The following is a 22,764-nucleotide window of genomic DNA, read 5'->3' on the forward strand; positions in this document are numbered from 1 at the left end:
ATCGGCCGTACTCCGGCTCCGCCCCGCCGTTCGCGGTCAACGGGCGGGGGTGGCCCCCGTGTTGGCGCGCAGCAGGGCCGCGCCGAGCGGGGTGAGGGTGTGCAGGACCGAGTGGGTGTGCCGGTGACTGACCAGCAGGCCGGCGTCGCGCAGCGAAGCGGCGTGCTGACTGGCGGAGGATGCGGAGACACCGAGGGCGCGGGCGATCTCTCCGGTGGTGGCGCCCACGGCGGTGGTACGCAGCACCGCCGCACGGGTGCGGCCGAGGAGGGCGGCGAGCGAGGCGCCGGAGCCGAGGTCGCCGGGCAGCGTGGAGGGGTGCGGTTCGTGCCGCAGGGAGTAGATCAGTACGGGCTCGAGGGCCGTGTCGCCGAACGTCACCGGGTTGCCCCAGCAGAAGTACGAGGGGACGAGGAGGAGCCCGCGGCCGTTCAGATACAGATCGCGGTCCTCGGGATAGCGGGTGTGCAGTACGGGGCGTCGCCAGCGCAGGTCGGGGCCGAGGTCCCCGAGCAACGCCTCGGTGCCGCCGTCGAGCACGGCGCGGGCGCGCACCGAGCGTTCGGCCTCGATCCTGGCGCGGACGGCGTCGCGGTGCGGGGCGATGGCCAGGTCGTGGTAGCGGCGCAGGGCGTGCACCAGGTCCCGGCGCAGGTCCGGTTCGGCGAGCCGCGGCGCCCAGGCCGGGGCGCCGCAGGTGCGGTCGAGGATGCCGATCTCGTCCCGTACGCGCTGCTCCGGGGTGGCGAGGACCGCCTCGAGTCCCGCGTCGAGACCGTCGACGGCCTCGGGCGGGGTGAGGAAGTCGGGGAAGTACGCGGCGCGCGGTATCAGCGGCAGCAGCATCGTCCGCAGGGTGCGGACCAGTCCGGCGTCGTGCAGCCGGGCGCGGGTTCCGCGGTACCAGTCTGCGTAGGCCCAGCGTCCGTGGCGGGTCTGCATGCGGTGCAGGCTCGCGCAGATCTCCCAGAGCGGGTCGGGCGCGGAGGCGATCCGCGTGCGGGCCAGGTCGGCATCGGTGAAGTGGATGCGGAGCATTGGATTCCCCCCAGCGGCCCGGGCTTTTCAGGCGAGTTCGGAAGCCCTGGCATCGCCATGGTCGCGTCAAGGAAGCTCTGGTGCAAAGCGGCGCGGGGGACGCGCACCGGGATGTTCTCGCCCGCTACGGGCTTTCCGGGCTTTCGCGCGAACAGGGGCGTTCTGTAAGGGAGTTGAGTTATCCCGAGGCGTCGGTCCGAGCTCCGTGGGTGGCACGACCGGGTACGGCTCCGCCCGACGAGAGAACTACTCGTCCTGGTAGGCCACTTGATCGGCGAGGACGGATCGGCCGGATCCATTGCCCCGTTCGGCACGACCGACCACGACATGGCCACATCCACGGCGCTGACGGAACGCCTCTACGCCATCCGGGCCGGCACCCCGGACGAGGAGATCGCGGCGCTGATCGACGATCCGGCCGCGCACCTGGAACCGCTGCCGACGCGGCTGACCGGGCCCGCCCCGCTCGACGAACAAGCCGCAGCGCTGGTGAACCAGCTGGGCGAACAGACGCTCAGGCCCGTGCAACACCACGTGCTGCGCCAAGTCCAGGAGCACCTCGTCCGGCCCGACGAGACCTGACTGCCTCGCCCTGCGCCAGGGCCGGCCGGCCGCCGGCCGCCCCTGAAGCGCGGCGGCCGCAGCCCGGTGTCCGCATCAGCGGGTGAGGAGCAGCGCGTCGCCCACCGCCCGTTCGGCTCCGTCCGACGGTGAGTTGATCAGTTCGCCGTCGACGGCCATGCCGACCGAGCCGCCGCCGTCCAAGGCCATCGCCTGCTCGGCACCGAGCGATTTCATCAGCTGCGCCGCCTCGTCGAGGCCGAATCCGTCGCTGTAGCCGGGCTGGCGGCCGTCCGCGGCGGCCAGGATCAGACGGCCGCGTGCGTCGACACCGATCAGCATGCGCGGATTGCGCTTGAGGCCCCAGGTGTAGGCGAACGACGGGTCACCGATCCGCTCGATGCCGTCGGCGCCGTAGTTGACGGCGACCCGGCCGTCGCGCAACAGCTGCGGTCCGCCGTTGACGATCGCGTCGTCCTTGCCGAGCCGGACGGTGCGTCCGCGTTCGTCGAGGATCCGCTCGCGTACGGACACGTCCTCGCCCTCGCCGGCGTGGTCGCGCAACCAGTCGGCGCCCTTGCCGACACCCGCGAGCACACTGCCGCCGGCCGGCACCGGACCGCCGCGCGGCCGCAGTTCGCGCACCGCGCCGTCCGCACCGAGCACCGCCTCGACGCCGTCGCCGGCCGGGGTCTCGGCGCCGAGTTCGTCGGTGAACTTCACGATCTCGTCGGGGTCGGTGCAGGTCACGTCATGTTGCGGGCGCTGGGTGGGGCTGTCGCCGCCGACGCCGCCGCAGTTGCGGACCAGGCCGGGGATGCGGTTCACGCCGTCCACGGTCTCGGTGGCGCCCGAGGCGCGCACCTTCAGATCCGTGTCGAGCTTCTTGAACTCGGGCCGCAGACCGTCCCCGCGCAACACCGCCGCGATCCGACCGCCGGTGGCCGCGCTCTGCAACTCCCCGTCGTACGCGGCGATTCCGGCAGCGGCGCCGGGGACGCCGTCCTCGGGTTCCATGACGAAGAAGCCGGCGTTGACGGCGAGCAGGGCGTCCGCCTCGCGCGCCATGTCGGTGACGTTCTCGCGTCCGGCGACCGCGGTGCCGTAACTCGCCTTCAGGGCACCGCCGTAGCGCTTCGGGTCGACGACGGCGACGGCGACCTGCGCGGTGCCGGTGCCGCGAGTGCCGTCCGCCCCGGTCCACTCGGCGACGGCGTCGAACCCGTCGGCGGCCAGTTCGTCACGCCGTGCGTCGGCCTGGGCCCGGGTGTCGTACTCCCCCACTCTGACCCGTACGCCGAGCAGTCCGCTGCGGTCGGCGCCCTTGGGCCAAGTGACCTTCTCCGTACGGGGTTTCGCACCCGACTGCCGCAGCCGGTCGGCGAGCGCGGCAGCATCGCCCGCGTCGGCGAGGTGCGCGCCCTCCGTCCGCACGGTGACGGTCCACCGGTCGGCTCCCGGCCGTCCGGCGACGGTGCCGCGGTACAGGTCGACGCCCGCGGCGAGCCGTTCGTGGTCCCAGTCGGAGAGCGGACGCGGCACGGCGCCGCCGTGCGGATCCGGCGCGGCCGCGGCGCCCGGGGCGAGGACGGCGGTGGCGGCCACGGCGGCCGCCGCGACATGAACAGCCGTACGGGCCAGGGCACTTCGGCGACGACGGGCGGGGACCGGACGACGGTCGGCGGCACTCATGGACACTCCTCGGTCGCGTGACGATACGCGGCACCCCTGTGCGGGCCGCCCACGTGGATCGGTGACACAGCGCTCAGAGCGAACGCGAGCCGCCGGACGCTAGTTCATCCCCGGGGTGAAGACAAGAAGTCGCCCGGCCCAACTCCGTATCCGCCGGTGCGTCGAAGCAGAGCGCTCCCCGATTGCTTCCTTAGGGGTCCTAGGTTATAACTAGAGCCCCTAGGAACGGCGAGGAGAACGTATGGCACGGGCCGGATTGACTGCGGAACGGGTGACGCTCGCGGGCGCCGAACTGGCCGACGAGGCCGGGCTCGACCAGGTGACCATGTCGCAGCTGGCCCGCCGCCTCGGCGTGAAGGACGCGAGCCTGTACACGCACGTCCGCGGCCTGGAGGACCTGCGCGGCCGGATCTCCCTGCTGGCAGCCGACGAGAAGACCTTGGCGATCGCGGAGGCGACCGCCGGCAGATCGGGCAAGGACGCACTGTTCGCGTACGCCGACGCCTGGCGGGAGTACGCCCATCGGTATCCGGGCCGCTACCTGGCGACGCAGACCCCGATCCGTATCGACCCGGCACTGGTCGCCGACGCACCCGGCCCGCGGCGCGCGGTCGAGCTGACGTACGGCATGCTCCGCGGCTACGGACTGTCCGAGCCCGATCTGACCGACGCGGTCCGCCTGCTGCGCAGCACGTTCCACGGGTTCGTCGCCCTGGAGGCCGCCGGCGGGTTCGCGCACGCGCGCACGCCGGAGCAGTCCTGGGTCCGTGCCCTCGACGCCCTGCACACGCTCCTCGAGCACTGGCCCCCGGCCCGAGAAGAAGGAGAGACCCCATGACCGAGTCGAGCCGCCTGCGCGTGAACGGCGCGACCCTGCACCACGAAGTACGCGGCCAGGGCCCGCTCCTGCTGCTGATTCCCGGCGGCGCCGGCGACTCCGCCTCGTACGACGGGATCGCGGACGATCTGGCCGCCGACTACACGGTCGCGACCTATGATCCGCGCGGCATGTCCCGCAGTCCGTTGGACGACCCCGAGGCCGAGCAGCAGGTCGCCCAGCACGCGGACGACGCGTTCCGGATGCTGGAACTCCTCTCGCCCCACCGGCCGGCCCGGGTGTTCGGCGCCAGCTCCGGAGCGATCGCCGCACTGCATCTGCTCACCGCCCACCCCGAACGCATCGCACGCGTCGTCGTGCACGAGCCACCGGTGGTGGAGGTCCTGCCGGACGCCGCCGAACACCGGGCGCTGATCGCACGGGTACAGGAGACCTTCCGGACGGAGGGTCTGATGCCGGCGATGACGCTCTTCGCAGCGGGACTGACGAAGGGCGACGACAGCGGCAGCGATGCCCCTGCCCCGGAGCCCGACCTCCGGCTCCCGCCCCAGGCGGCCGCGCGCGTCGAGCGGACGATGGCCAACCTGCCCTACTTCGTGAGCCGCATCGTGCCCGCCTTCATGTCCTACGCCCCGGACATCCGGCGGCTGCAGGCGCTGGCGGACCGGCTGGTGACGGCCGGCGGGCAGGAGTCGCGCGGCGAACTCCCTTACCGTGCGGCCGACTTCCTGGCCGAGCGCCTCGGCACCGGGCTCGTGCACTTCCCCGGCGGCCACACCGGCCTGACCACCCACCCGGCCGGGTTCACCGAACTCCTGCGGAAGGCCTTCCGGTAGACGGCTGCCCGGCCGCGGGCGGGTTCCGCGCGGCGCACGGACGTCAGCGGCGCATGAGGGCGAACACACCCCAGCCCAGGTACTCGCGTTCCCAGCGCACGTACCGAACGGGGTCGACGTCCAGCTCCGCCCGCAGCTCCGGGGCCAGTTCGTCCTCGGGGCCGGTATCGAGCCAGCGGCGGACGTTCAGCCACTGGGCGGCTCGGTACCGGTCCCAGCTGTCCTGATCCGCGAGCACCATCTCGACCACGTCGTAGCCGAGCGTGCCGAACTGCCCGAGCAGGTCCGGCAGCAGGCGGAAGGCGTCGACGCTGCCGGCGTGGCAGCCGTCGACGGCCTCCTGGTGCGGTGGGTGGTGGCGCCAGTACGGCTCGCCGACGAGGAGCATCCCGCCGGGGCGGACGCTCCTCTGCAGCAGGTCGATCGTGCCGGGGACGCCGTCGCCGATCCAGGTGGCGCCGATGCATGCCGCGACGTCCACGGGCCGGTCGGCGACGTGGCCGACGGCGTCACCGTGCACGAACGTGACGAGGTCCGCCACGTCGAGTTCGGCGGCTCGCGCGCGGGCCCGCTCGGTGAAGACCGTGCTGATGTCCACGCCGGTCCCGGTGAGCCGGTGGTCGCGGGCCCAGGTGCACAGCATCTCGCCCGAGCCGCAGGCCAGGTCGAGCATGCGCGCTCCTGCGGGCAGCCGGAGCGCCCGGCCGAGCGTGGCCAACTTCTCGCCGGTGAGCGGGTTGTGGATGCGGTGACTGCTCTCGCGGACGGTGAAACTACGTGGAAGATCCACTTCGGGGAGTCCTTCGATCGGATGAGGCCGGGAAGTCTGCCTGCGGCGTCCGGCTACCTGCCGCGTCCATCCGGTCCCTCATCCCACGCACCCCACTACTCGCATACGGCCGACGACGCGACGAAGGTACGGGGCGCCGCCCGCACCGTCCACAGGGTTTTCGGCGGCCGACATACCCGCCGCACGCGCCGTCCCCGCTCAACGAGCCCCGTCGAAACGGGCGATCATCGGCCGGCTCGGCATGTCCGGGTCGTCGCCGCCGCTGATGAGAACCGCGCCGGCGGCCAGAACGGTGTGGGTGCCCGGCAGCAGGCACGACACGTTCCACTCCATCTGCTGGCCGAAGCGGGGGTCGACCTTGTAGTCGGGAGGCCCGTCGATCTCCGCGGGCCACGCGACCTTGTGGACGTCGCCGTCCGCGGTGAAATGGTGTTCGTGGTCGAGCAGCAGCCCGCCGCGGCCGTCCGGCGTCGTGGTGGTGGCGTCGATCGCGTGGCGCAGGCGCGGGATGCGCCGCTTGCGCCAGGTCTTGCCGTCCCCCTGCAGCAGGATCTCCTCCGACTCGGGCTCGTCGTCGACCTCACCGTGGTTGAAGTCGTGCCGGCCGACGGCCCACAAGCCGCGCTTCGCGTCGTCGGCCACGACAGTGTCCAGGCCGGCCGAGGCCTCGGGAGGAACCGGATCGTCGAACCGGAACTCGGGGGTGTCGAGCGCCTGCCAGCGGCCCTTGCGCCAGACCGCACTCGCCGGCTGCGGATAGCACTCCCCTTCCGCGCAGTCGAGGTCACGTACCCCCGCCACCCACACGCCCGGGTCTCCACCGGAGCCGAGTGCGGCGGAGATGGCGAGGCCGGCCGGGACGAAGTCCAGGTCGGGGGTGTGCCAGGCGGAGCCGTCCCAGTGCGCCACGGTGTCCCCGAGCATCAGCCAGCCGGCCTCCGGTCCCGCCGTGACCAGTTTGCCGCCCTTCCCGGGGGCCGTGGTCGTGGCCGGCGCGGCCGGCGTCTCGGGCAGCAGGTGCCACTTCGTGCCGTCCCAGCGGTGGACGCGCGTCGCTGCCTCCGGGCGGCTCTCGGCGAGCCAGACGTTCTTGGAGTCGCTCGCGTGCAGCGTGAAGCCGGCGTCGGCCTTCAGGTCCCCGGGCAGCGGCCCCGAGGTCCACGTATCGCCGTCGAAGCGGTCGAGGAACAGCCGGGCGCCCGTGCCGCCGTCCTTGCCGCCGCGCATGCCGAGCGCCCATACGTCGTCGCGGGCGGGGGCGGCCATGGCGACGTAGGCGCCGTCCCATGCGTCGGCCAGGTGTATATGGCGCCAGGCCCGCTTCTTCTTCGCCGCTTCGGGCTTGCCGTCCTTGCCGTCGGACCGCCCGCATCCCGCGACGGCCGCGCCCACCGCAGCCAGCGCGGCACCCAGCACCGACCTGCGGGCTATGCCACTCCGATTCATGCCGCCCGACTGTATCGGCCAGGCACCGACCCTCGACTCCTGGGTGATCGGCGCCCCGCACCCGTACGCCGCACCCGTCATGAAAGGTTTCAAGAGGCGGAGGACGGGCCCCGGCACGAGATCCCGCCGACCTCCGCGCACCTCTGCCCCGGCAACTCGGACGAACGTCGCGCGTACCGGCGGGCAGGCATCCCGACCAGGTGAACCCATGCTCTTGACAGGCCAGTTGAGGTCACCTAGCTTCCTTCAATGAAACGATTCAGTTGGGAGCGCTGATTCATGACCGCCGTATCCGCCGTGCAGTCCGCCCTCACGTCCCAGATCATCGAGACCCCGTCGTGGGCGTACGGCAACTCCGGCACCCGTTTCAAGGTGTTCACGCAGGCCGGGGTGCCCCGTACGCCCGAGGAGAAGCTGCAGGACGCCGCCCGCGTGCACCTGCACACCGGTGTCGCCCCGACCGTCGCCCTGCACATCCCGTGGGACCGCGTCGACGACTACGCGGCGCTCGCCGACCACGCGCGCGGACTCGGCGTCGGTATCGGCACCATCAACTCGAACGTGTTCCAGGACGACGACTACAAGCTCGGCTCGGTGACCAACCCGGACCCGGCCGTGCGCCGCAAGGCCGTGCGCCACCTCCTGGACTGCGTCGACGTCATGGACGCCACCGGTTCGCGCGACCTCAAACTGTGGTTCTCGGACGGCACCAACTACCCGGGCCAGGACGACCTCTCCGCCCGCCAGGGCCGCCTCGGCGAGGCGCTCGCGGAGGTCTACGAACGGCTCGGCGACGACCAGCGCATCCTGCTCGAGTACAAGCTCTTCGAGCCCGCCTTCTACGCCACCGACGTCCCCGACTGGGGCACCGCCTACGCGCACTGCCTCAAGCTCGGCCCGAAGGCGCAGGTCGTGGTGGACACCGGACACCACGCGCCGGGCACCAACATCGAGTTCATCGTGGCGCTGCTGCTGCGCGAGGGCAAGCTCGGCGGATTCGACTTCAACTCCCGCTTCTACGCCGACGACGACCTGATGGCGGGCGCCGCCGACCCGTTCCAGCTGTTCCGGATCATGTACGAGGTGATCCGCGGCGGCGGGCTCACCGCGGACACGGCGTTCATGCTCGACCAGTGCCACAACATCGAGCCCAAGATCCCGGCGATCATCCGCTCGGTGATGAATGTCCAGGAGGCCACGGCCAAGGCACTCCTCGTCGACGCGGACGCGCTCGACTCGGCGCAGCGCGAGGGCGATGTGCTCGGCGCCAACGCCGCCCTGATGGACGCCTTCAACACCGACGTACGCCCGCTGCTCGCCGAGGTGCGTACCTCGCTCGGCATCGACCCCGACCCGATGGCCGCGTACCGGGCGTCCGGCTGGGCGGACCGCATCGTCAAGGAACGCACGGGCGGTCAGCAGGCAGGCTGGGGCGCCTGAGCCTCCGGGCTCGGCACGTCATCCGCGTACGCCACCAGCGCACCTCACCCGCCGCGCCCCGGGCGTCCCGCACCGGGCAGGGCGGCGCCTCCGTCACGGACTCCGTCCGTCACCGACTCGATCCGTCACCGATCCCGAGGGACACCATGACCGACTCGCCGGGCGGCCTCCACCCCGAGGCCGCACAGCTCCTGGACCGTTCGCACCGGCTCGGATCCGATCCGCGCAACACCAACTACGCGGGCGGCAACACCTCCGCGAAGGGCACCGCCGACGACCCGGTCACCGGCGACCCGGTGGACCTGATGTGGGTCAAGGGGTCCGGCGGCGACCTCGGCACTCTGACGGCGGGCGGCCTCGCCGCGCTGCGGCTCGACCGGCTGCGCGCCCTGACCGGTGTCTATCCGGGCGAGGAGCGCGAGGACGAGATGGTCGCCGCGTTCGACTTCTGTCTGCACGGCAAGGGCGGTGCGGCGCCGTCCATCGACACCGCGATGCACGGACTGGTCGACGCACCCCATGTCGACCATCTGCACCCCGACTCCGGCATCGCCCTCGCCTGCGCCGCCGACGGCGAGAAGCTCACCGCCGAGTGCTTCGGCGAGCAGGTGGTGTGGGTGCCGTGGCGCCGGCCCGGATTCCAGCTCGGCCTCGACATCGCGGCCGTCAAGGAAGCACACCCGGAGGCGATCGGGTGTGTGCTCGGCGGCCACGGCATCACCGCCTGGGGCGACACGAGCGAGGCCTGCGAGCGCAATTCGCTGCACATCATCAGGACCGCGGAGGCGTTTCTCGCCGAGCGCGGTGCGGCCGAGCCCTTCGGTCCGGTCATCGAGGGGTACGAGCCGCTGCCGGCCTCCGAACGACGTTCCAGGGCAGCGGAGTTGGCGCCGCTGGTGCGCGGACTCGCCGCCACCGACCGGCCGCAGGTCGGGCACTTCACCGACTCCGACGCCGTACTCGACTTCGCCTCGCGCGCCGAGCACCCGCGGCTCGCCGCGCTCGGCACCTCCTGCCCCGACCACTTCCTGCGCACCAAGGTCCGCCCGCTGGTCCTCGACCTGCCGCCGACGGCCCCGCTCGAGGAGGTCACGGCCCGCCTCGAGGAGCTGCACGCGGCCTACCGCGAGGACTACCGGGCGTACTACGAGCGGCACGCGGGCCCCGACTCCCCCGCCATGCGCGGCGCGGACCCGGCGATCGTGCTCGTGCCCGGGGTCGGCATGTTCAGCTTCGGCAAGGACAAGCAGACGGCCCGCGTCGCCGGCGAGTTCTACGTCAACGCGATCAATGTGATGCGCGGAGCGGAGGCCGTGTCCTCGTACGCCCCGATCGAGGAGTCGGAGAAGTTCCGTATCGAGTACTGGGAGTTGGAGGAGGCCAAGCTGCGCCGGATGCCGGCGCCGAAGCCGCTGGCCGCGCGGGTGGCTCTGGTCACCGGTGCCGGGTCGGGCATCGGGCGGGCGATCGCGGGGCGGCTCGCGGCCGAGGGTGCCTGTGTGGTGGTGGCCGATCTCGACTCCGAGTCGGCGGGCGAGGTGGCCGAGCAACTGGGCGGCCCCGACCGGGCGTTGGCCGTCACCGTGGACGTCACCTCCGAGGAGCAGATCGCCGAGGCATTCCGCGCCGCGGCGCTGGCCTTCGGCGGTGTGGACCTGGTGGTGAACAACGCCGGCATCTCGGTGTCCAAACCGCTGCTGGAGACCACGGCCAGGGACTGGGACGTACAGCACGCCATCATGGCCCGCGGCTCCTTCCTGGTGTCACGAGAGGCCGCCCGGATCATGGGCGAGCAGGGACTCGGCGGCGACATCGTGTACATCGCCTCCAAGAACGCGGTGTTCGCCGGCCCCAACAACATCGCCTACTCCGCGACCAAGGCCGACCAGGCCCACCAAGTACGCCTGCTCGCAGCAGAGTTGGGTGATCAAGGTATCCGGGTGAACGGCGTCAATCCGGACGGCGTGGTGCGCGGTTCGGGCATCTTCGCCGGCGGTTGGGGCGCGCAGCGTGCCGCGGTGTACGGGGTGGAGGAGTCGAAGCTCGGCGAGTTCTACGCCCAGCGCACCCTGTTGAAGCGGGAGGTCCTGCCGGAGCATGTGGCGAACGCGGTCTTCGCGCTCACGGCGGGCGATCTCAGCCATACGACGGGACTGCTGATCCCGGTGGACGCCGGGGTGGCGGCGGCGTTCCTGCGGTGAGCCGCGTGGCGGCGAGCCCTGCTTGGCCGGTTGACCGACTCCCGTCCCCTGTACGCCTGTTCGCGAGGTTTCCGTGACTCTGCGCTCCTCCCCCGCTCCCCTCCCCTTCGCCGCCGTGGACCTCGGTGCGTCCAGTGGCCGGGTGATGGTCGGCCATGTACGGGGAGGGAGCGGCGGGGACGACGGAGTACTGCGGCTCGCCGAGGCGCACCGCTTCGCCAACCGTCCGGTGCGCACGGGCGGCACCCTGCACTGGGACGTACTCGCCCTGTACCGGGGAGTCCTGGACGGCCTGCGCCGGGCGGGCGAACTGGCCGGGCGCTCACCCCGCAGTGTCGGCATCGACGCATGGGCCGTCGACTACGGGCTGCTCGACGCCACCGGCTCCCTGATCGGCAACCCGGTGCACTACCGCGACGCCCGCACCGAGGGCGTCGCGGAGCAGGTCGCCGAAGTACTGCCCCGGACCGAGCTGTACGCGGCGACGGGCCTGCAGGAACTGCCGTTCAACACCGTGTACCAACTGACCGCCGCGCAGGGCACTCCCGCCCTGGCGGCGGCCAGGCAGCTGCTGCTCGTCCCCGATCTGATCGCGCTCTGGCTGACCGGCGAGGCCGGCACGGAGCTCACCAACGCCTCCACCACCCAGCTCATCGACCCGCGCACCCGCGACTGGTCGCGGCCGGTCGCCGAGCGGCTCGGCATCGACCTCGGCCTGTTCGCCCCTTTGCGCGGCCCCGGCGACCCGGCCGGACAGCTGCTCGCGGAGGCCCTTGCGGACACCGGACTCGAGGGCCCGGTGCCGGTCACCGCGGTGGGCTCGCACGACACCGCGTCGGCGGTGGTGGCGGTACCGGCCGAGGGCCCCCGTTTCGCGTACATCGCCACCGGCACCTGGTCCCTCGCCGGTATGGAGCTCGACGCGCCGGTGCTCACCGAGGACAGCCGGCGCGCCAACTTCACCAACGAACTCGGTGTCGACGGCACGGTCCGCTTCCTGCGCAACGTGATGGGCCTGTGGCTGCTGCAGGAGTGCCTGCGCGACTGGGAGGAAGCGGGACGGCCGCAGGATCTCGGTCAACTTCTCGACGAGGCCGCGAAGTTGCCGCAACTTCGGCACGTCGTGGACGCCGGCGACCCGGAGTTCCTCGCGCCGGGGCGGATGCCGCAGCGGATCGCGGAGGCCTGCCGTCGTACGGGACAGCCGGTACCGCACACCCCGGCCGAGTTCACCCGCTGTGTGGTCGACTCGCTCGCGCTCGCGCACCGGCGGGCCGTCGACGACGCACGGCGCCTGTCCGGGCGGGACGTGGACGCGGTGCACATCGTCGGCGGCGGGGCGCACAACACCCTGCTGTGCCGGATGACCGCCGACGCCTGCGGACTGCCGGTGGTGGCGGGCCCGGCGGAGGCCGCGGCGCTCGGCAACGTACTGGTCCAGGCCCGGGCCGCCGGCGCCGTGCACGGCGAACTCGCGCAGCTGCGCGCCCTGTTGCGCACCGCGCTGCCACCCGTACGCCACGACCCGTCCGGCGACCGGACACCGTGGGACCGGGCCGCGGCCCGGTTGCACTCCGCTGCCTGAACGCCGCCCCGATCACCGGCGCCGCTACGGCGGCCGGGCTCCGCTCCGTAAGATCCCCCGTGCCCGGCAGGGCCGGACGCGCGCCTTAGGATGGCCGGGCCCGGGCCCCCGACAGGCGCCGGGACCAGGGCAGGAAGGCGGGACGGGTCGCGTGGCGCAAGCGGTGAGCATCAAGGAAGTGGCGCGGCTCGCGGGGGTGTCGGTGGGCACCGTCTCCAACGTCCTGAACCGGCCGGACAAGGTCGCCGAGGAGACCCGGGACCGGGTCAGGGCGGTGATCGAGCGGATCGGCTTCGTCCGCAGCGAGTCCGCACGACAGTTGCGGGCCGGCAGCAGCCGGATGCTCGCCATGCTGGTGCTCGATATGGCCAACCCGTTCTTCGCCGCCGTCGCCAAGGGCGCGGAGGCCGCCGCCAGGGACGCCGGACTCGGGGTGATGCTCGGCAACAGCGCGGGCAGCGCCGCCGAGGAGGACTACTACCTGTCGCTCTTCGCCGAGCAGCGGGTCCGCGGCGTCCTGGTCACCCCGGCCGACACCACGGGCCGCGGCCTCGGCGACATCGAGCGGCGCAGCATCCCGTACGTGCACGTGGACCGCGAGGTGCCGGCGGACGAGGGCTGCTCGGTGTCGGTGGACGACGTGATGGGCGGCACGCTCGCGGTGCGGCACCTGCTCGACGCCGGGCACCGCCGGGTCACGTACATCAGCGGGCCGATGCGGCTGCCGCAGTGCCGCGACCGGCACCGCGGCGCACTCACCGCGCTGCGCGAGGCCGGGCTGCCCGATGACGCACTGAACCTGGTGGAGTCGGCCCGGCTCGACGTCGCTTCCGGCATCGACGCGGGCGCCCGCCTCCTCGGCCTGCCGGAACGCCCGACGGCCGTCTTCTGCGCCAACGACCTGCTCGCGCTCGGGGTGTTGCAGGCGATGTACGCGGCGGGCGTACGGGTGCCACGGGACCTGGCGATCGTCGGCTACGACGACATCGAGTTCGCGGCCGCCGCGGTCGTCCCCCTGACCTCGGTACGCCGCCCCGCACAGCGCATGGGCCGAGCGGCAGCCGAACTACTCATCGAGGAAACCGGCGAACACGCCACCACCCACGACCACCGCGCAGTGGTCCTCCAGCCCGAACTGGTCGTCCGCAACTCGACGCTCCGCAACGACGACACCGCGTAGGCCTCGAACGCGGGTGGGTGGGCTCGCGGGAGTCGGTCCCCCGAGCGGTGCGCGGCGCCGACGCTCACTGCACGTCGATGTTCGCGCCAGTCAGCCGATTTCGGCGGTCGGGGACGAAGGACGCGCGCTCCCATCAGGTAGTCGAACGCCGAATGGGCCACGTCGTGGCCGACGGCACGGTGCCCCACCTCGGCGGTACGCACCGCTGGCGGCAGCCCCGACGAAACCCCGGCCGACGACACCCCTAGCGGATCGGCAGTGCTTGAATGACGGTCGTGCCGGCCGAGCAAGGAGGAAGCGCTGTGCCCCTGGTGTCTGTCGTGATGCCCGTGTACAACTCGGCAGCCGCTCTCGGCGCAGCGGTCCGGTCGGTACTCACGCAGACCCACAGTGACCTGGAGCTGCTGATCACAGACGACCAGTCGTCCGACGGCTCCATGGACCTGCTGACGGAGTTCGCCCGACAGGACGAACGTGTCCTGCCGGAATCAGCACCCGAGCGAGGCGGCGCCGGCCGGGCACGCAACCTCGCCATCGAGCGGGCCCGCGGGGATTACGTGGCCTTCCTCGACAGCGACGACATGTGGCTGCCGGAGAAGGCCGAGCGGCAGATCGAATTCGCTGCGGCCGGTACTGCGCCCCTGACATTCACCTCGTACTTCAAGATGGACGCCGACTACGACGGGGAGAGCACCGACTTCGTCCCGAACGGGCGCGTAGTCCGCGCAACCAGCCACGTGGACTACCGCGCCATGCTGGCGAGGGACCACATCGGCGCTCTGACCGCCATGTACGACCGCAACATCCTCGGCACGAGACTGATGCCGGAGATGCGCAAACGGCAGGACTACGCCCTTTGGCTGTCGATCATGCGGGACGGTGCTGACGCCAGGGGCCTTTCCGAACCGCTGGCTGTGTACAGGGCCCACCAGGCCGGCTCATTGTCCTCCAACAAGATCTCGCTCCTGCCGTACAACTGGAAGCTGTACCGCGAACATGAGGGACTGTCGGTCCCTCGAGCGACGCGGGCGCTGGCCGGCGCCGTGTGGCAGTCGCTGCGCAATTCTCGGATCTGACACCCGCATTGGGGCTGCAAGCGCGCGTCGAGGCGGAGGGCCTGTGCCGCATGCGGTTGTCGTTGGCCGGCCACGAGGTGGCGACGGCGCGATCCTGAGTGCGGAGGCCATGGTCAGGTCGCGGCCCAACTCCCGTCCCAGGAAACCCGGTCTCCACCCCTCCACCACGTTTTCCGCATCAAACAGACGCCCGCCCTCGTCCGCCCCGTGACCTTCGTGACGGAGAGTGGGCCGGAGTGTGTGCACGAGGCGAGCTGCAGCAGAACCGAGGGGGAACGGGATGACCGGGGCGACTGAGGAAGGCGGGGGCGGCGCCGGATCGTCCGCGGGCAGCAGCATCGGCGGTTACCGGCTGATCCGCAAGCTCGGCTCCGGCGGTATGGGCGATGTCCATCTGGCGCGTTCGCCGGGTGGCCGCACCGTGGCGGTCAAGGTCATCAAGGCCGAACTGGCCGCCGAGCCCGAGTTCCGTGAGCGGTTCCGGCAGGAGGTCGCGGCGGCCCGCCGGGTCGGTGAGCGCTGGACGGCCCCCGTACTCGACGCGGACACCGAAGCCGATACGCCCTGGGTCGCCACGGGTTATGTGGCGGGTCCGTCGCTCGACCACGTGGTCTCGGCCTCCGGGCACGGGCCGTTGCCGGAGATATCGGTACGCACCCTCGCCTACGGTCTGGCCGGTGCGCTGCTCGACATCCACGGCGCCGGACTCGTGCACCGCGACCTCAAGCCGTCGAACGTGCTGGTCACCATCGACGGCCCCCGGGTGATCGACTTCGGCATCGCGCGAGCCCTTGACGCCGTACCGGAATCCACTCTGACCCGGACCGGGATGGTCGTCGGTTCGCCGAGTTTCATGTCGCCCGAGCAGGTCAAGGGGGATCAACTCGGCCCGGCCGGCGATGTGTTCTGCATGGGTGCGGTGCTGATGTTCGCCGCGACGGGGCGCACGCCGTTCGGCGGGGGCGGTTCCGGCGGTCTGCATGCCGTGATGTTCCGGATCGCCGAGGAGGAGCCGGACCTGGTCGGGATCGGGGAGCCGCTGCGGACGCTGATCGCCCGGTGTCTGTCCAAGGATCCGGCGGACCGGCCGACGCCCGAGGAGATCGTCCAGGAGGTGCAGCCGGTGGCCACCGCGACCTCGTCGCCGCCCTGGCTGCCGGCCCGCCTGATCGCCGAACTGGGGCGCAGCGCGGTCAAGTTGCTGGACACGGACACGCCGCCGCGCGCCACCCAGGCCACCACGGCCCAGTCCGGCCCGGTGCCGGCCGCGTACAGCCCCGAGGCCGGCACCGCCGTACTGCCGCAGACGGTGCTCCCGCACGGCGGTCCCTCAGGTACCACAGGCCCCTCAGGCACTGCGTACGGCGACGACGACTTCGGTCGTCCGGAGCCGCCGCGGCGCCGGGGCCGTCTGCTCAAGGTCACGGCGGGGACCGCCGCCGTGGTCGCGGCCGCGGTGCTCGGGACGGCCGCCGCGGGCCTCGGCCCGTTCGCCGACGACGCCGGCGGCGCGGGGACCGCCTCGGACGTACCGGCCGAACTGGTCGGCACCTGGGCGGGCGAGGTGGAACGCGACGGGCAGCCCACCGGCCAGTACCGGCGCTTCGTGATCTCCAAGGGGCAGCTGGGCGAGGTCGTCGCCACCAGCATCAGCCTGGGCCGGACGTACGCCTGCACCAGCGACGGCAAACTGGCCGGCAAGGGCGGCGAGGACGGCACCCGCTCGGTACGGCTCGACACCAAGGTCGTCCGCAGCATCCCGGACGACAAGTGCTCGGCACTCGGTGAGCACACGCTGTCGCCCGGCGACGGCGACGCGATCCGCTGGAGCGCGGCCGGGCGGACCGCGGAGCTGCGGCGGGTCGACAAGCCGGAGCGGCTCCCGGACGAGGTGATCGGCACGTGGGAGCGGCCGCTGCCCGGCGGCGGCACCCAGAGCATGACGGTGCGGCAGAAGGCGGTCGGCAGCGCGGCCGCCGAGCTGGTGTCGGACAGCGGGAGCCTGCACTGCGAGGCGGGCATGGTCCTGGTCTCGGCCGGCGGTGCGGCCGGTCCGATACGGGTCACGCCGCCGGACGTGGACAGTTCCGCGTCGTCGGGCGACTGCGCCACCGGCGACTCGTCGACGCTTCGGGCGGAGGGCGGCGAACTGGTACGGGAGTTCCCCGGCGGCGAGGTCCTGCGGTACACACCGGCCTGACGGGGCCGGTCCGGCAGGCGCCCCGACACCGCCATCCGGCGGATCGTGTCACCCGCCTGGACACCCCCGGCCCCCCACGGCGTGCACAGCGCGCGTGAAGCGCTTTGGCTCGACAGCACGGAGCGTGGGGCCTTCCCGTTCGGGCAGTGCCACAGCGGCGCCGCCACCCGGGCTCCGTGGAGGGTGTTCATGCGCACGATACGAATATCCGGGCGTCCCGCCCTGGTTCTGGCCGCAGTCCCCACCGTCGTGGCCGCCCCGCTCGCCCTGCTGCTCGCCGCGAGCCCCGCCCGGGCCGAACCCGGCATCGACGTCACGTCCGATGCGGGCACCGTCCGGGTCTCCACCACCGACTGCCCGACCGGTGGCACCGCGGCCCTGATGGGCGGCGGCAACGCCACGTTCGCGGGCGGTCAGCAGGAGGCACTCGACGACGGCTCCCCCAGGACCGCGACCTGGTCATCGGTCGGCTCCGGGACCTATACGGTCGCCGTGATCTGCTCCGACGGCGGCGCCGCAGGCTCCCAGCGGGTCACCGTCAGCGGCTCCTCCTCCACTTCGCCCTCCCCCACCTCTCCGTCCCCCACCCCCACGGCCACCTCGTCGCCGACCACCACCGCCACCCCGACCGCCAGCTCGTCGCCGACCGCGCCGACCGGCCAGGTCATGGGTGGTCTCGGCGGTTCGGACCGGGACGCCACGGCGCAGATCGCCGGAGGCGCCGCGCTCGCCCTGGCCACCGGGGCGGCCGGCACCTGGCTGATCCTCCGCCGGCGCCGCAGGGACTCCTCCTCCTGACCGTTCCGCGCGCCGCCCCCGGTCCGCACGCGGAGCAGGGGCGGCCGCGGGCCACGGCCCCCTGGGCCCCGCGTTCCGCCCTTTCTGTCCGACCGGTACACCAGCGGAGGTGAGCGCGTGCGCTCCTCGGATCAGGCTCCCCGCATCAAGGTCCCGTTGGCCGGGATCACGGCGCTCGGCATTCTCGTCGGTTCCTGGCTGATGACCGAAGGCGTACGGGCCGAGGACGGTCCGCCCCGGCCGGCCGCGGCACAGGCGGGCGAAGAGCGGGCCGGTACGGCGAAGCCGATGGCCCCGGCCCGGCCGCTGCGCATCCGGATCCCGAGCATCCAGGTGGACGCGCCCCTGGCCGGTCTCGGTCTGCAGCCGGACGGCCGGCTCGAGGTGCCGCCGCCGGACCGGCCGGAGTCCGCGGGCTGGTTCGCGGGCGGCACGACGCCCGGTGCGCGCGGCACCGCGGTGACCGTCGGGCATCTGGACTCGGCGACCGGTCCCGCGGTGTTCTTCCGGCTCGGCGCGCTGAAGCGGGGCGCCACCATCGAGGTGGACCGCGACGACGGCAGTACGGCGGTCTTCACCGTCGAGGGCGTCGAGCTGCTGGACGGCGACACGTTCCCCGACGAGAAGGTCTACGGCCAGGCGAAGCGGCCCGAGCTCCGCGTCATCACCTGCGGCGGCACGTACTCCCGCACCGAGGGCGCCTATTCGGGCAACACGGTGGTGTACGCGGGCCTCACCTCGAGCCGCTGACCGTCACCGCGCCGACCGGGGCCCGCGGCCGGCGCCCCGCAGCTCCCCGTACGCCCCCGTCGGCACCACGGGCGCGACAGGGGCCACCGCGGGCACGCGCGTGTACGGCGATCCCTGGTCGGGCCGGGTGTCGGTGTCGCCCTTGTTCGGCCACAGGGACATCGCGCGCTCGGCCTGTGCGGTGATCGTCAGGGACGGGTTGACCCCGAGGTTCGCGGACACCGCGGATCCGTCGACGACCGAGATCCCGGGGTGGCCCCAGAGCCGGTGGTACGGGTCGACCACACCGTCCTCGGGTCCGGCGCCGATCGGGCAGCCGCCGAGGAAGTGGGCGGTGAGCGGGCGGCCGAGCAGTTCGCCGAGATTGGTGCCGGCGAGACCGCCGATCCGGTCGGCGAGCAGTCCTGCCGCGCGCCAGCCCTCCGGTATGTGGACGGGGTTGGGGCTGCCGTGCCCCTGGTCGGCGGTGAGCCGGCCGCGTCTGCCGAGCCGGGTGGTCAGCGAGTTGTCGTGGGTCTGCATCACCAGGCCGATGATGGTCCGCTCGGACCAGCGGTAGGTGGTGACGGTACGGGCGACCACCACCGGGTGGCGGGCGAAGGCGAGCACCGCCGCTACCGGTTTCGGTATCCGCTGCGAGTACTGCGGCACGCAGATCAGGGCCATCAAGTTGGAGCCCTTGCCGTAGCGGACGTTCTCGATGTGGGTGGCGGGGTCGGGGTGGATGGACGAGGTGATGGCGACGCCCTGGGTGAAGTCGGGGTTTCCGCTGCCGCCGCTGCGGCGGTGGCCGCGCGGGGTGGTCAGGGCGCCCACCAGGGCCTCGGAGTTGGTTCGGGTCAACTCGCCCAGCCGGTCGGACAGTCGGGGCAGCGCGCCACGTCTGCGCAGGGTGTGCAGCAGGGTCTGGGTGCCGTACGTGCCGGCCGCGAGGACGACGTGCCGGGCGCGCAGCACGCGTCGGCCGCGGCGTCCGCGGCCGGTGCGGGTGACGGTGACCTGGTGCCCGCCGCCGGGGGCCTCGCGCACATCGGTGACCGTGGTGAGCGGGTGGACGACGGCGCCGGCCCGTTCGGCGAGGTACAGGTAGTTCTCGGTGAGGGTGTTCTTGGCGCCCACCCGGCAGCCGGTCATGCACGATCCGCACTGCGTGCAGGCGCGGCGGGGCGGTCCGGCGCCGCCGAAGTAGGGGTCGGGGGCCTCGGCGCCGGGTTCGGCCCGGGTTCCTCCGTCGGCGTCCTCGCCGTCCCCGAAGAAGACTCCGACGGGGGTGAGCCGGAAGGTGTCCGGGACGCCCATCTCCCGTGCGGTGTCCCGCAGATGCTCGTCGGCCTCGGTGACGGTGGGGTTCTGCCGTACGCCGAGCATGCGCTGGGCCTGGTCGTAGTGCGGGGCGAGTTCGTCCTGCCAGTCGGTGATGGACGCCCATTGGCGGTCCTGGAAGAAGGCGGGCGGCGGTACGTAGAGCGTGTTGGCGTAGTTGAGGGAGCCGCCGCCGACTCCGGCGCCGGCCAGGACCATGACGTTGCGCAGCAGGTGGATGCGCTGGATGCCGCGCAGGCCGAGCCGGGGTGCCCACAGGTAGTCGCGCAGGGACCAGGAGGTGCTCGGCAGGGTGTCGCGGGTGAAGCGGCGGCCGGCTTCCAGGACACCGACCCGGTAGCCCTTCTCGGTCAGTCTGAGGGCGGTGACCGAGCCGCCGAATCCGGAGCCGACGACGAGCACGTCGTAGTCGAAGCCGGTCGTGGTGGCGTGCGGGTCAGTCACGGTAGATGCCCTCGATCTCCTCGGCGTAGGCGTCGGCGACCGCACGGCGCTTGATCTTGAGGGACGGCGTGAGCAGCCCGTTGTCCTCGGTGAACTCGCCCTCGACGAGGGTGAAGGAGCGGATGGACTCGGCGCGCGAGACCGCCTGGTTCGCGTAGTCGACGGCCTTCTGTACGTCAGCGGCCATCTCCGGGTCCTTGATCACCTCGGACATCGGGGTGTCGGCGGGGCGTTTGCGTACGGCGAGCCAGTGGGCGACGGAGTCGGGTTCGAGGGTGATGACGGCCGCGATGTAGGCGCGGTTGTCGCCGACGACCATGCACTGGCCGATCGGCGGGCGGCTGCGCAGCCGGTCCTCGAGGACGGCGGGCGAGACGTTCTTGCCGCCGCTGGTCACCAGGATGTCCTTCTTGCGTCCGGTGATCGTGAGATAGCCCTCGTCGTCGAACGCTCCGAGGTCGCCGGTCGCGAACCAGCCGTCGTCCAGGGCCTGTCGGGTCGCCTCGGGGTCACCCCAGTAGGAGGTGAAGACGATGCCGCCCTTGATCAGCACCTCGCCGTCGTCGGCGATCCGGACGGCGGTGCCGGGCACCGGCAGGCCCACGGTGCCGGGGCGCGGCCTGAGCGGTGGGGTCACGGTGGCGGCGGCGGTGGTCTCGGTGAGGCCGTAGCCCTCGTAGACGACGATGCCGGCGGCGTAGAAGAAGAGGCTGAGGCGGGCGTCGAGCGGGGAGCCGCCGCTGATCGCGTATCTGAGGCGGCCGCCGAGTTCCTTGCGGACGCGGCGGTAGACCAGCAGGTCGTAGAGGCCCCAGGCGAGGGTGAGACCGACGGAGGGGCCGGGGGCGAGGCCGAGGAACTTGTCGAGGTGGGCGCCGCCGAAGCGCACCGCGATGCGGTCGGCGCGTTCGAAGGAGGCGCCGCGGCCCAGTTTCTCCGCGGTGGCGCGGCCGGTGTCGTGGATCCGCTCGAAGAGGTACGGCACTCCGACGATGAACGTCGGCCTGAACGAGCGGAGTTCCGGGCGCAGTTCGTCCGGCTTGATGCTCGGGCAGTGGCCGAGCTCGATGCGTGCCTGCAGGCAGGCGATCTGCAGGGTGCGGCCGAGGATGTGGGCGAGCGGCAGGAACAGCAGGGTGGCGGCGACCTGCTCGGTGACCTCCTTGAAGATGGGGTGCAGCAGCTCGACGGTGTTGGCGGCCTCGGCGTGCAGGTTGGCGTGGGTGAGGACGCACCCCTTGGGCCGGCCGGTGGTCCCCGAGGTGTAGCAGAGGGTCGCGACGGTGTCGGGGGTGAGCGCGGCGCGACGCTCGGCGACCTCCTTGTCATCCAACTCACGTCCGAGTGCGACGAGTTCGGGGACGGCGCCGGAGTCGAGTTCGTGGATGCGCGGGGGTGCGGCGAGGGCGGCCGTCGCGGCGGTGGCGGTCGCCGTGTTCTCCGCGGTCTCGGTGATCATCAGCTGCGCCCCGGAGTCCTCGACGATCCAGGCGATCTGGTCGGCCGACGAGGTGGCGTACACAGGGACGCTCTGGCCGCCGGCCGCCCAGACGGCGAAGTCGAGCACGGCCCATTCGTAGCGGGTGCGGGACATCAGGGCGACTCGGCCGCCCGGCTCGAGGCCCGCGGCGATCAGGCCTTTCGCGGTCGCGGTGACTTCGCGGGCGAAGGCCTCGGCGGTGACCGGCCGCCAGGCGTCGCCCTCCCCCGCGTGCGCCTCGGCCGGATCCTTGCGGTGCAGGACGACCGCGTCGGGGGCCTCGGCCGCGTTGGTGAACGGTATGTCCGCGACGGTGCCCGTCGTGGGCCGCTCCACCAGGCTCTCGGTGCGCACCTCGCGCACCCGGCCGCCCTCCCGGACGAGTTCGGTGCGCATCCGCGACGCCAGGTCGCCGCGCTGCTTCGCCCGTTTCAGATCCTTGCGTACACCCATGGTCGGCTCCGTTGTCGGCCCGTGTCCGTCGACCGTGAGGTCGGTGATTTCCGTACTGCGCGGTGTTCCCAAGTTCTTTACGCAGGAGTCAACTTACTCACGCGTAAGGAGAAATCAATGGGGCGGACGAGAGTTCGCGAAGATCCGCACCGCACGGTGCGCGACGATCCCGGGCAGGCCGCGCTCCGGGGCCCCCTGTGCGATCGTGAGCGGGTGAATCTCGAGGATCTGGTGCTGCTACGACGGGCCCGCGACCGGATGGACCGCGAGTACGCCGAGCCGCTCGACGTACCCGCCCTCGCCAAGGGCGCGCTCATGTCGCCCGGCCACTTCTCCCGCAGCTTCCGCGCGGCATACGGGGAGACGCCGTACAGCTACCTCATGACCCGCCGCATAGAGCGGGCCAAGGCGCTGCTGCGCAGGGGCGACCTGTCGGTGACGGAGGTCTGCTTCGAGGTGGGCTGTACGTCTCTGGGGTCCTTCAGCACGCGCTTCACCGAACTGGTCGGCGAGAGCCCGAGCGCCTACCGGGCCCGCGACCACGAGCACGGCGAGGCCGTCCCGCCGTGCGTCGCCAAATACGCCACGAGACCGGTCAGGAACGGAGAAGCGAAGCGGGACCGGCAGTCGTAG

Annotated in this window: 18 protein-coding genes; 12 read left to right on the forward strand and 6 right to left on the reverse strand. The window is 72.3% G+C overall.

Going from position 1 to position 22,764, the window contains the following annotated elements:
- Positions 1-36 precede the first annotated feature (36 nt).
- Positions 37-1,038 (reverse strand): helix-turn-helix domain-containing protein, encoded by a 1,002-nt coding sequence (locus tag DSC45_RS06060; RefSeq protein WP_119287869.1) that lies wholly within the window; start codon positions 1,036-1,038, stop codon positions 37-39.
- A 327-nt stretch (positions 1,039-1,365) separates the two neighbouring features.
- Here DSC45_RS06060 and DSC45_RS06065 point away from each other — a divergent pair, with 327 nt between their 5' ends.
- A complete protein-coding gene (locus DSC45_RS06065; RefSeq protein WP_162929147.1) occupies positions 1,366-1,620 on the forward strand; it encodes a hypothetical protein in 255 nt (84 codons plus the stop codon).
- 75 nt (positions 1,621-1,695) lie between these two features.
- On the opposite strand, the gene DSC45_RS06070 is transcribed toward DSC45_RS06065, so the two are convergent.
- Entirely contained in the window at positions 1,696-3,291 is a 1,596-nt protein-coding gene (locus tag DSC45_RS06070) for a phosphodiester glycosidase family protein (protein WP_119287873.1), read from the reverse strand.
- A gap of 241 nt (positions 3,292-3,532) precedes the next feature.
- Here DSC45_RS06070 and DSC45_RS06075 point away from each other — a divergent pair, with 241 nt between their 5' ends.
- Positions 3,533-4,129: a TetR/AcrR family transcriptional regulator gene (locus tag DSC45_RS06075; RefSeq protein WP_119287875.1), complete on the forward strand. Its 597-nt coding sequence runs from the start codon at positions 3,533-3,535 to the stop codon at positions 4,127-4,129.
- Positions 4,126-4,965 carry an alpha/beta fold hydrolase gene (locus tag DSC45_RS06080; protein WP_119287877.1) on the forward strand — a complete coding sequence of 280 codons (840 nt, stop codon included), beginning with the start codon at positions 4,126-4,128 and terminating at the stop codon, positions 4,963-4,965. Before DSC45_RS06075 ends, DSC45_RS06080 begins: the two co-directional genes overlap by 4 nt.
- 43 nt (positions 4,966-5,008) lie before the next feature.
- Here DSC45_RS06080 and DSC45_RS06085 read toward each other — a convergent pair whose 3' ends face one another.
- Together DSC45_RS06085 and DSC45_RS06090 are read right to left on the reverse strand one after the other, a co-directional pair.
- Positions 5,009-5,755, reverse strand: a complete 747-nt coding sequence (locus tag DSC45_RS06085; RefSeq protein WP_119287878.1) for an SAM-dependent methyltransferase — start codon at positions 5,753-5,755, stop codon at positions 5,009-5,011.
- 198 nt (positions 5,756-5,953) lie between these two features.
- On the reverse strand, positions 5,954-7,201 hold the full coding sequence (locus tag DSC45_RS06090) for a hypothetical protein (RefSeq protein WP_162929148.1): 1,248 nt from the start codon (positions 7,199-7,201) through the stop codon (positions 5,954-5,956).
- 279 nt (positions 7,202-7,480) lie between these two features.
- Here DSC45_RS06090 and rhaI point away from each other — a divergent pair, with 279 nt between their 5' ends.
- The 8 genes from rhaI (at position 7,481) to DSC45_RS06130 (ending at position 18,431) form a co-directional block, all read left to right on the forward strand.
- The gene (gene rhaI / locus DSC45_RS06095) at positions 7,481-8,641 is read left to right on the forward strand and encodes an L-rhamnose isomerase (protein ID WP_119287882.1); all 1,161 of its coding nucleotides are present in this window, start codon (positions 7,481-7,483) and stop codon (positions 8,639-8,641) included.
- Between the two features lie 146 nt (positions 8,642-8,787).
- The gene (locus DSC45_RS06100; RefSeq protein ID WP_119287884.1) at positions 8,788-10,842 is read left to right on the forward strand and encodes a bifunctional aldolase/short-chain dehydrogenase; all 2,055 of its coding nucleotides are present in this window, start codon (positions 8,788-8,790) and stop codon (positions 10,840-10,842) included.
- Positions 10,843-10,987: 145 nt separating this feature from the next.
- The gene (locus DSC45_RS06105) at positions 10,988-12,427 is read left to right on the forward strand and encodes a rhamnulokinase (RefSeq protein ID WP_119288396.1); all 1,440 of its coding nucleotides are present in this window, start codon (positions 10,988-10,990) and stop codon (positions 12,425-12,427) included.
- A gap of 151 nt (positions 12,428-12,578) precedes the next feature.
- Positions 12,579-13,607: a LacI family DNA-binding transcriptional regulator gene (locus DSC45_RS06110; RefSeq protein WP_119287886.1), complete on the forward strand. Its 1,029-nt coding sequence runs from the start codon at positions 12,579-12,581 to the stop codon at positions 13,605-13,607.
- Between the two features lie 302 nt (positions 13,608-13,909).
- Positions 13,910-14,683 (forward strand): glycosyltransferase family 2 protein, encoded by a 774-nt coding sequence (locus DSC45_RS06115; protein WP_119287887.1) that lies wholly within the window; start codon positions 13,910-13,912, stop codon positions 14,681-14,683.
- Positions 14,684-14,963: 280 nt separating this feature from the next.
- The gene (locus DSC45_RS06120; protein WP_119287889.1) at positions 14,964-16,883 is read left to right on the forward strand and encodes a serine/threonine-protein kinase; all 1,920 of its coding nucleotides are present in this window, start codon (positions 14,964-14,966) and stop codon (positions 16,881-16,883) included.
- A gap of 189 nt (positions 16,884-17,072) precedes the next feature.
- A complete protein-coding gene (locus DSC45_RS35655) occupies positions 17,073-17,681 on the forward strand; it encodes a hypothetical protein (RefSeq protein WP_162929149.1) in 609 nt (202 codons plus the stop codon).
- Between the two features lie 201 nt (positions 17,682-17,882).
- The gene (locus DSC45_RS06130; protein ID WP_119288398.1) at positions 17,883-18,431 is read left to right on the forward strand and encodes a class F sortase; all 549 of its coding nucleotides are present in this window, start codon (positions 17,883-17,885) and stop codon (positions 18,429-18,431) included.
- A gap of 3 nt (positions 18,432-18,434) precedes the next feature.
- Here the strand turns inward: DSC45_RS06130 and DSC45_RS06135 are convergent, their stop codons facing one another.
- The gene (locus DSC45_RS06135; RefSeq protein ID WP_119287891.1) at positions 18,435-20,198 is read right to left on the reverse strand and encodes an FAD-dependent oxidoreductase; all 1,764 of its coding nucleotides are present in this window, start codon (positions 20,196-20,198) and stop codon (positions 18,435-18,437) included.
- Positions 20,191-22,131: an AMP-dependent synthetase/ligase gene (locus tag DSC45_RS06140; protein ID WP_119287893.1), complete on the reverse strand. Its 1,941-nt coding sequence runs from the start codon at positions 22,129-22,131 to the stop codon at positions 20,191-20,193. The genes DSC45_RS06135 and DSC45_RS06140 overlap by 8 nt, the downstream gene beginning before the upstream one ends.
- Positions 22,132-22,344: 213 nt before the next feature.
- On the opposite strand from DSC45_RS06140, the gene DSC45_RS06145 reads away from it, so the two are divergent.
- Entirely contained in the window at positions 22,345-22,764 is a 420-nt protein-coding gene (locus DSC45_RS06145; protein WP_119288399.1) for a helix-turn-helix transcriptional regulator, read from the forward strand.

Source organism: Streptomyces sp. YIM 130001 (assembly GCF_003574445.1).
In the GTDB taxonomy this organism is placed as follows: Bacteria; Actinomycetota; Actinomycetes; order Streptomycetales; family Streptomycetaceae; genus Streptomyces.

Excerpts from the sequence above, each read along its gene's own strand:
- DSC45_RS06105 (WP_119288396.1), top strand. The coding sequence starts at position 10,988 with ATGGTCGGCCATGTACGGGGAGGGAGCGGCGGGGACGACGGAGTACTG.
- DSC45_RS06080 (WP_119287877.1), top strand. The coding sequence starts at position 4,126 with ATGACCGAGTCGAGCCGCCTGCGCGTGAACGGCGCGACCCTGCACCAC.
- rhaI (WP_119287882.1), top strand. The coding sequence starts at position 7,481 with ATGACCGCCGTATCCGCCGTGCAGTCCGCCCTCACGTCCCAGATCATC.
- DSC45_RS06090 (WP_162929148.1), bottom strand. The coding sequence starts at position 7,201 with ATGAATCGGAGTGGCATAGCCCGCAGGTCGGTGCTGGGTGCCGCGCTG.
- DSC45_RS06075 (WP_119287875.1), top strand. The coding sequence starts at position 3,533 with ATGGCACGGGCCGGATTGACTGCGGAACGGGTGACGCTCGCGGGCGCC.
- DSC45_RS06140 (WP_119287893.1), bottom strand. The coding sequence starts at position 22,131 with ATGGGTGTACGCAAGGATCTGAAACGGGCGAAGCAGCGCGGCGACCTG.
- DSC45_RS35655 (WP_162929149.1), top strand. The coding sequence starts at position 17,073 with ATGCGCACGATACGAATATCCGGGCGTCCCGCCCTGGTTCTGGCCGCA.
- DSC45_RS06070 (WP_119287873.1), bottom strand. The coding sequence starts at position 3,291 with ATGAGTGCCGCCGACCGTCGTCCGGTCCCCGCCCGTCGTCGCCGAAGT.
- DSC45_RS06060 (WP_119287869.1), bottom strand. The coding sequence starts at position 1,038 with ATGCTCCGCATCCACTTCACCGATGCCGACCTGGCCCGCACGCGGATC.
- DSC45_RS06120 (WP_119287889.1), top strand. The coding sequence starts at position 14,964 with ATGACCGGGGCGACTGAGGAAGGCGGGGGCGGCGCCGGATCGTCCGCG.
- DSC45_RS06065 (WP_162929147.1), top strand. The coding sequence starts at position 1,366 with ATGGCCACATCCACGGCGCTGACGGAACGCCTCTACGCCATCCGGGCC.
- DSC45_RS06130 (WP_119288398.1), top strand. The coding sequence starts at position 17,883 with ATGACCGAAGGCGTACGGGCCGAGGACGGTCCGCCCCGGCCGGCCGCG.
- DSC45_RS06100 (WP_119287884.1), top strand. The coding sequence starts at position 8,788 with ATGACCGACTCGCCGGGCGGCCTCCACCCCGAGGCCGCACAGCTCCTG.